General features: G+C 25.6%; 2 protein-coding genes. Both read right to left on the minus strand.

Going from position 1 to position 3,549, the window contains the following annotated elements; genetic code table 11:
- A partial coding sequence (locus KJQ99_RS08910) for a S8 family serine peptidase (RefSeq protein WP_214150591.1) occupies positions 1 to 2,786 on the minus strand: 2,786 nt, incomplete at its 3' end.
- Positions 2,776 to 3,450, minus strand: coding sequence for an autotransporter outer membrane beta-barrel domain-containing protein (locus KJQ99_RS08915; RefSeq protein WP_214150592.1), 675 nt, complete (start codon positions 3,448 to 3,450; stop codon positions 2,776 to 2,778). The genes KJQ99_RS08910 and KJQ99_RS08915, both read right to left, overlap by 11 nt.
- Positions 3,451 to 3,549: the final 99 nt, after the last annotated feature.

Consider the following 3,549-nt stretch of genomic DNA (forward strand, 5'->3'; position numbering starts at 1 on the left):
CTTATATTTTTTGCCTTTAATAAATAATGTTTGTAAAAATTATATTCTAAATCAACACTAGCTAACAAGTTTAAATAATTTAAATTTTTCTTATACTCAAGTCCTATATTTGAATAAGTAAAAAACTTTTTAAAGCTATTAACACTTACGCTAAAATCATTACCTAATTCATTAAAAGAATTTTGTTTATAAAAAATACCATTTAAAGCGACAAAAGGATAAAAATCATTCAATTTATAAGCAAATTTTAAAGTATATGCTAAAGAATTATCATAAAATTTCGCATAATTGCCAAATCTTTCTGTCTTATTTAAAGTATTAATATAACTTAATTTATTATTGATATAAAAATCATCTAAATTAAAATTCGCATTAGCAATTAAGCCAAGAGTTCTTGCATTGTTTTTAAAATCATCATTATAAATATTTGAATTATTATAAACAAAACCTAAAGCGAATTTAAAATCATCTTTTATTAAAGCATTGCTAATTAAAGTCTCATTTGAGCTTTCTTTTAAAGAATTAATTTTATTATATTTATAGCTTTGTTCTATATTAAAATCATCTTTTAAATCATTTGCTTGAATACTTTTAACCTTTGCAATATTCATTAAACTATTATCGTATAAATCATTAGCAAAAAGCTTATTTGTATTTTTTGCTAATTCGTCTTGGGTAGTATTTAAAATACTAGCATAAAACAAATCAGCTCTTCTTAAATTGTATTCAGCTTCGCTTAAATGCCCATCTAAATTAATATTATTATAAGCTAAATCATCGCTTGTTTTATCTCTTTTACCAACTTCGTATTCTAAATAATTATCAAGTTGATTAAACAATAATTGATAATTTTTGCTTGCAAAATCATTTAAATTATTAATTTTATTCAAATCAATTCTTTTAACCATAACGCTTACTTTATCATTAGTATAAGTTGGCTCATTAATTTCTAAAAAAGTTACTAATGATTGCACTGATTTAAATCTATTTTCAATGCTTTTTGCCGTTAGAATATCTACATTTTGACCTTGAGTTATATTTGAACCTGATTTAACACCTACTAAATTAAATTCCCCGTCTAATTTAGCATTACCTAAAACTCTAAAACTCTCGCCTAAATTAGAATAAATCTTGCTATTTGCACCTAATTCAAGGCTACCTAAAGTTAAACCTTCGTTTATTAAAACACTATTATTTGTAATACCACTTGCAGTTGTATTGCTTACTCTTAAAACACCATTTGTATTTGTAAAATGTGCTTGATTTTTCTTGCCAGTTAGCCACAATGTGCCGTTTTTAATCTCGCTATTACCTTTAAAAGTATTATCCCCACTTAATACTAAAGTCCCAATTCCATCTTTAATAAGACCAAAATCACCTTTAATATTATTTGAAAATACATATAAATTATCTAAATCCACATTAGCATAAAAGTCTTTTCTAAACTCAGCAACCCCATTCATAGCACGAGTAGGATTTAAAATCCCTACCCCAAAACGAGCCTTAATATCATCAGCATTATTTGTAGTGCTTGTAACCTTAAATGCGGTTGTAAATAAACTCTCTTTAATATTATCATTACTCATCCAAGGGTATTTTTCATAAATTAAAGCCGCCACACTAGCAGTTATTGGGGTGCTATAACTTGTGCCTTCAATTCCATTTATTTCAAAAGGAGCTGAAATACAATCATCCCAACCATTTTTCTTGCAAGTATTTCCGTGATGAAAAACTTCTTTAATTGCTCCATCATTATCTTGTATGTAAAAATGCTTACCATATTCATCTACTCTTGCAGTATCTGTTTTATATCCTAAAACAATTACCCAACCTTTTCTTAAAGGACTATCAAGTGGGATTGCGTGGGTTGTAAAAGGCTTATTAATATTATCAGTAATATTACCTGCTGCGTTAAAAACTAAAGCATTATTTTTCATAATTGCTGTATAAAATATGCCTGTATTTGGACTTGAATAATCTAAATTACTATATTCATAAGATTGATTAAAAAACCTAACTCCACTATTTGATAAAGCATCAATTGTAGCGGCTAAATTAATATCATCGCCAATTTCACTTTTACTAATAGGATTTACTATATTTGCAAATTTAATCTCACTTGCAATTGTATTTGCAGTATTCATTACATTTTTGCCGTGTAAAATTGGACTATTATTGCTATCTTTTAAAATAGAATTTGAATAGTTTTTACTTATAAAATTATCATCATCTATCCTATTTGCTAATGAATTCCATTTAGTTTGATTTGTCTTTTTATAATCAAAATGCTTATTTACTAAGACATTTTTTAAATCATCAGTCCCCGAATCATTTACCCCGATAATTATTCCTTTTCCTAAAAAGCCTTGATTCCAATTAGGGCTAAATCCATAGCTAGTTTGATTATTATTTGACCTTGAAACTTCTTTGTTTGAGTAGCTTGATGGATTATTTGCACTTTGAAAAGTAGCTAAATTTGTATCATAAAGCTTAGCAAAAACACTAATAGTAGCAGTATCAGTTTTGGTATTTAACTTAGTGGCTATATTGGTTTTTTTAGGTGTATTAATTACAGGCAAATTAGAATAATCCGAAGTTATTTTGGCATTTTCAACTATGTTTTGAAAATTCTCATTAGTTGATACTTTAGCTGTAGGTTTATGTGGTCTTGAAATAGAAGTATCTTGTGAAGATTTTATATTAGGAGTTTGAGTATTAGCTTCGCCTCCACCACCACAAGCACTTAATAAAAATATAGAAGCAATTAATGATAGTTTAAAATTCATATAAAAATCCTAAATTAAATTTATTTGCAAAATAATTCTTAGCAAATGAATTATTATAATCAAAATTAAAATTAACTTTATCATTTAAACGATAAGATAAATTAATACCTAAATTAAATAAATATTGTTTATAAAAGCCATTTGATATTTTTAATTCATCAGAAAAATCATATTTAGCTAAAAAATAATAATCTTTATTGAAATTATATTCTAAATCAGCATAAGTTTTAAGATTTAGCTTTTTAAAAGCAAAATTAGAATTAATTCCTAAATTAGCATAATAAAAGTCTTTATTAAATTTATTAAACGACAAGGCTAACAAACCACTATTTTCACTAAAACTATCTTGAAAATACTTTAAATAATTTAACCTAAAATAAGGACTAATATTATTATTTAATCCTAATTCACTTGAGATTAAAAAGGCTTTATTTTTAAATTTTGAGCTTAAATCAAATCTATTTGCATTATTTTTAATATCAAAATACGAAATCAAATTCTTAGAATAATAATCATCTAAATCTATTTTATAACCTGCTAAAAAGCCTAAAGTTCTTGAATTGTTTTTAAAATTATCATTATAAATCCTAGCGTCATTATAAACAAAAGCAAGACCTAAATTATCAAAATTATTAGCTATTTTATATATGTCACTAATACACATCTGACGATGCAGACGAATATAGAGTTTTTATATTCTGAAGATACGTCCTTGACGACCAAAAAAGAAAAGCATAGAAAACGGAGGTGTGGACGTCAGACA

Source organism: Campylobacter sp. 2018MI13 (assembly GCF_018501135.1).
In the GTDB taxonomy this organism is placed as follows: Bacteria; Campylobacterota; Campylobacteria; order Campylobacterales; family Campylobacteraceae; genus Campylobacter_E.

What these genes read in the sequence shown, in the direction of transcription:
- KJQ99_RS08915 (WP_214150592.1), bottom strand. Translation starts at nt 3,450, where the DNA reads ATGTGTATTAGTGACATATATAAAATAGCTAATAATTTTGATAATTTA.